Source organism: Gordonia sp. UBA5067, assembly GCF_002414845.1.
Taxonomy (GTDB): Bacteria; Actinomycetota; Actinomycetes; order Mycobacteriales; family Mycobacteriaceae; genus Gordonia; species Gordonia defluvii.
This window is the reverse complement of record NZ_DIAX01000068.1, coordinates 1,251-5,900: the sequence shown is the minus strand read 5'-3', so window position 1 is coordinate 5,900 and position 4,650 is coordinate 1,251. Positions and strand designations below refer to the sequence as shown.

5 protein-coding genes are annotated in these 4,650 nt (G+C 67.5%); all 5 read left to right on the top strand.

The window, feature by feature from the left end; genetic code table 11:
* Positions 1-205: 205 nt before the first annotated feature.
* Positions 206-1,315, top strand: coding sequence for a tyrosine-type recombinase/integrase (locus B4M62_RS11830; RefSeq protein ID WP_414651834.1), 1,110 nt, complete (start codon positions 206-208; stop codon positions 1,313-1,315).
* Entirely contained in the window at positions 1,312-1,653 is a 342-nt protein-coding gene (locus tag B4M62_RS11825; protein WP_290713033.1) for a helix-turn-helix domain-containing protein, read from the top strand. Before B4M62_RS11830 ends, B4M62_RS11825 begins: the two co-directional genes overlap by 4 nt.
* 191 nt (positions 1,654-1,844) lie before the next feature.
* A complete protein-coding gene (locus B4M62_RS11820; RefSeq protein WP_290713030.1) occupies positions 1,845-3,872 on the top strand; it encodes a hypothetical protein in 2,028 nt (675 codons plus the stop codon).
* A gap of 90 nt (positions 3,873-3,962) precedes the next feature.
* Positions 3,963-4,448, top strand: a complete 486-nt coding sequence (locus B4M62_RS11815) for an RNA polymerase sigma factor (RefSeq protein WP_290713027.1) — start codon at positions 3,963-3,965, stop codon at positions 4,446-4,448.
* On the top strand, positions 4,445-4,650 hold a 206-nt coding region (locus B4M62_RS11810), incomplete at its 3' end, for a hypothetical protein (protein ID WP_290713024.1). The genes B4M62_RS11815 and B4M62_RS11810, both read left to right, overlap by 4 nt.

Below are 4,650 nucleotides of genomic sequence, written 5' to 3'. Positions count from 1 at the left end.
GGGCCGAGGAACGGCGGAAGATAGTTCTGTCGCTTATGCATCCGATGCAAGTAGGTGTGCATCGTGTTTGCGGGGTAGTTCGGCATGGCTGACCTGCTTCGACGTGGGTCGTGGGCTGGGGCGTGATGCCGATCCGTGTCCGACGAGCCGGCCCGAGGCCCCATTCGCCGTCCGTGTGTTGCACGATAGTTGCATCTGATGCATGATGCAAGGTGTGGGGGATCGGATCTTGCCGGGCGCAGCGGCGTTGTCGTTGGTGGGTGGGGTGTCGTTGCTGCATCCGCAGGATCAGGTGTTCGCGGCGATGTTGGAGGGTTGGGGCCGTCAGCAGCAGTCGAGGTTCTTGGCGCCGTCGACGATCGCCGGCCGCCGGCAGTTGGTGGAGCGGTTCGCCAGATGGACGAACGAGTATCCGTGGCAGTGGCGGCCGGCTGATCTGGAGGAGTGGACCGCAGCGGCGGTGTCGGAACGCAAGGTGGCGCACTCGACGGTGCGTGGTGAGCAGGTGACGTTGTCACTGTTCTGCGAGTACATCTGCGACGCCCGCTACGGCTGGACCGCCGAGTGCGAGTCGCGGTTCGGGTCGTTCCCGGTGCAGATTTGTCATGAGTGGAACACGGTGCAGCATCGTTCGGAGTTCGAGGGTCGGCCGGGGAACCGGCCGCTGACCCGTGTCGAGTTGCAGGCGTTGTTCGATCACGCTGACGACCGTGTCGGGCAGGTGCGGGCGCGTGGCCGCAAAGGGTGGTTGGCGGCGTTTCGTGATGCGACGTTGTTGAAGGTCGCCTATGGCTGGGGTCTGCGCCGGCGCGAGCTGACGATGCTCGAGACCGTCGATTTCGGTCGCAATCCGAAGGCTCCAGAGTTCGGTGACGCGGGTGTGTTGTCGGTTCGCTGGGGCAAGGCGAAGGCGGGTGGGCCGCCGCGGCGGCGCAGTGTGTTGTCGGTGTTCCCGTGGGCGGTCGAGGTTGTCGACGAGTGGGTGTCCGAGGTCCGTCCCCTCTATGGAGCGTCGTTGCCGGTGTTGTGGCCGACGGAACGCCAGAGCCGGATGGGGATCGTGTATGTGAACAAGGTGTTCGCCCGTTACCGCGACGAGCTCGGCCTGCCCGCCGAGTTGGGTCCGCATTGCCTGCGGCATTCGTATGTGACGCATCTGATCGAGGACGGGTGGGATCCTTTGTTCGTGCAGCAACAGGTCGGGCACGCGTGGGCATCGACAACGGCGATCTACACCGGGGTGTCGTCGGACTACAAGAACGTCGTGTTGCGCCGCGCGCTCGACGACCGGTTCAACCTTGGAGGCGACACGTGACAGTTCGCAGGCTCGGCTACCGGTGGCGGCTGCGCGAGGTGATGGCCGCTCGCGGGCTGTGGCAGACGACGGACCTGGCCCCGTTGCTGGCCGAACGCGGGATCGAGTTGTCGTCGACGCAGGTCTACCGGTTGGTGACCCAGACCCCGGAGCGGTTGTCGTTGCGGATTTTGATGGCGTTGTGCGACGCGTTGGAGTGCACCTCGACGGATCTGATCGAACCGGTCGCCGAGGCCATCCCGGCTCGCAAGCGTGCCGCGTCCGGCGCCGGCAGCGACACCGCCGGTGAGGTGCGGGCGCTACGCCCGAAGCGAGCCAGGATCGTGCCGGACCCGTGACGGGCAAGGCGTGCGCGACGTGTGGCCGGTCGGGGCTGGTCCTGTCGGGCGGGCGGTGCGGGACCTGCAATGCGCGGTCCCGGCAGCAGCCCTGCACTGCATGCAAGAATGTCCTTCCGGTGTCGACGCGCACGGAGACTGGGGCCGCGTTGTGCGGCACGTGCGCCAGGCGTCGCACGGCTCACCGGTTGATGACCGAGCTGCATCACACGGCGGCCACGACCTTGACGGCGTGGCTACCGACGCTCGACGAAGACGTCATCCTGGCCGCGGTGGGTCGGGCGGCACCGAACTTCCGTCAGGCTGCATGGTTGGTCGGCGCGCTCACTGATGTCGAGGTGTTGCACGCGTCGACGACGGCACCGCCGGTGATCGACCGGCTCGTCACCGAACTGGTGTCGGCGGGCGCGGTCGGGATCGCCGCGCCGCGGTGTGTGCGTTGCGGGCGCAGCGACTGGTTGACGCAACGTCTCGACGGTCATCGTGCCTGCGTCAACTGTGCGCACCGGGCCCGTGTCGAGACGTGCGGGCGGTGCGGGCAACAACGAGGCGTGACGACGCGTGACCCGGGCGGGGCTGCGGTGTGTGGCGTCTGCTTCAACAAGGACCGGAGCCGCTGGGAGACCTGCGCCCGCTGTGCCACGCTGACGCGTCCGGCGCGCCGGCTCGACGACGGCACAGCGTTGTGCCGGGCATGCAACCGCCCGACCGCGGTGTGTGTCGAGTGCGGGCTCGAACGACCTTGTGACGGTGTTCGCACTGGTCGTTTCCGATGTGAGTCGTGCTCGCGCCGCAAGGCCGGTTGCTCGCGCTGCGGCCGTGTTGCGACGGTCGCGGTGGTGTGGGCGTGCGGGCCGGTCTGCATGACCTGCTACCACAAGGGTCTGGAAGTCAAAGCGGTGTGTGATGGTTGCGGCCAGATCCGCCGCCCCGATCCGCGGGACCTGTCGGGGCGTTGCTCGGACTGTGTCGGGTTCCCGGCGTTGAGCGTGTGTTCCGGGTGCGGTGTCGAGGATCGCCTCTACCGCAACGGTCACTGTTGGCGTTGCAGCCTGGCGGACGTGTTCGATGCCTTGACGACTGGCGGCAGCGTGGACGTTGCCTCGCTACGGTCGTCGCTGCTGGCGACGGATCGGCCGCGTGCTGTCGTGCGCTGGCTGGCGACTCCCTTCGCTGCCAACAGCATCAGGGCTCTGTCGGCCGGGGAGGTGGCGATGACCCATGAGGGGATCGACACCTTCGGTGACACGCTCGCGGTCAGCCGGTTACGCGCCGAGCTCGTGACCGCGGGGCTGCTTGCGGCGCGCGACGAGATCGTCGCCAAGCTCGAAGCCTGGATCGCCACTCAACTCAACGCGATCGCCGGCACCGGCGACCGGCAAACTATCGACGCGTTCTCGACGTGGTGGGTGCTGCGCCGCGTCCGCCGCCGTGCTGCGACGGCCGAGACGACCAACGACCGATCGGCGCGCATGCAGATCGCCCGGGCGATCGAGTTCCTCGCGTTCTTGCACGGCCACGGGGCGACGCTCGCGACCTGCACCCAGGCCGATGTCGACCTGTGGTTGGCCGGGCCTCCGTCTCGGCGAGGCGCCCGCGATTTCGTGCGCTGGGCACATCGGCGAGGGCTGTGCGGTGAGCTCGAGATCGCCAACCGGGTTCAGGGATGGCCAACGCGCCAACTCGCCCCGGGCGCTCAGGAACAGATCATCAGACGGCTCCTCACTGACGACACGATGAGCCTTGTCGACCGCGTCAGCGGGCTCCTCGTCGGCTGCTACGGCCAACTCCCCGCACGGCTCGTTCGCCTCACCATTGACGACATCACCATTGACGGCACGACGGTCACGATCCGCTTCGGACGCGATCGGGTCGAGCTGGTGGAGCCGGTTGCTGTGTGTGTCACCGCGCTCATCGAGACACGCCGCGGCCGATCAGCCTCGGACACCACGGCTGCGAGCCGATGGCTGTTCCCTGGCGGGTTCGCCGGCCGCCACCTCGACCCCGAAACACTGGCCAACCGGTTGCGCCGGCTCGGCATCAGCGCGTCCAAGCTCCGCACCGACGTCTTGTTGGAGCTGGCCGCCGAGATCCCGCCCGCGATCCTCGCTGATCTGATCGGGCTCTACCCGACCACAGCGGCCCGTTGGACGCACGCCGCCGGCGGCGACTGGGCTGTCTATGCGGCCGAGCGGGTTCGTGCCACCCCGCCGCGATGACCACAACGTTGGCGGGCGCCGAACCCTCGGAGTGGAGAGTTTCTTGGCGTCCGTGTATCCGATCGGGACGCTCGCCGGTGGATACCTGTAGTGAGAGCGACCAAGGCTGAGATGACGACGAACAAGGACCATGCGGAGGCTGCCTTCGCCGAGTTCTTCGACGTCGAGTTCGCCGGGCAGTTCCGCCGGGCAGTGTTCCTGCTACGGGATCGAGGTGCCGCTGAGGACGTCGTGCATGACGCGTTCGTCGAGGTGTGGCGCCGCTGGTCGGAGATCGCCGAGCCGGGCCCCTACCTCAACCGATGCGTGCTCAATGGCTGCCGTGACCACACCGCCAGCCGACGCCGTCGATGGACACACGACCGCACGACACGCGTCGAACAGCACGACGCCGCAGCCGACGAGCTCTCTGACATCCTCGCCCGACTGCCGTTCAATCAGCGTTGCGCCGTCGTGCTGCGGTTCTACGTCGGGATGAGCAACGACGAGATCGCACACGCCATGGGCTGCCCGGTCGGCTCGGTCGGACCATGGATCCAACGCGCAAAGCAGCAACTACTGAAGGAGCTGACATGAACCCGGTCGATGACGACGACACGACACTCGAGTCCCGTTTCCGGTCCGCGGCGGCGACGATTCCCGCGCACGGCGACGTCAACGACGTTCTCCACGGCCGTGACGTCTCGGTCCGAGCGACAGCGTCGAGTCGCCCGAATCGGCATTTCGTCAGCTACGCCGCCGCAGCCGGCCTGGTGGTCCTGGTCGGGGGGCTGGTTGC

Coding starts and splice junctions, on each gene's coding strand:
- B4M62_RS11830 (WP_414651834.1), top strand. CDS start 206: ATGCAAGGTGTGGGGGATCGGATCTTGCCGGGCGCAGCGGCGTTGTCG.
- B4M62_RS11820 (WP_290713030.1), top strand. CDS start 1,845: ATGACCGAGCTGCATCACACGGCGGCCACGACCTTGACGGCGTGGCTA.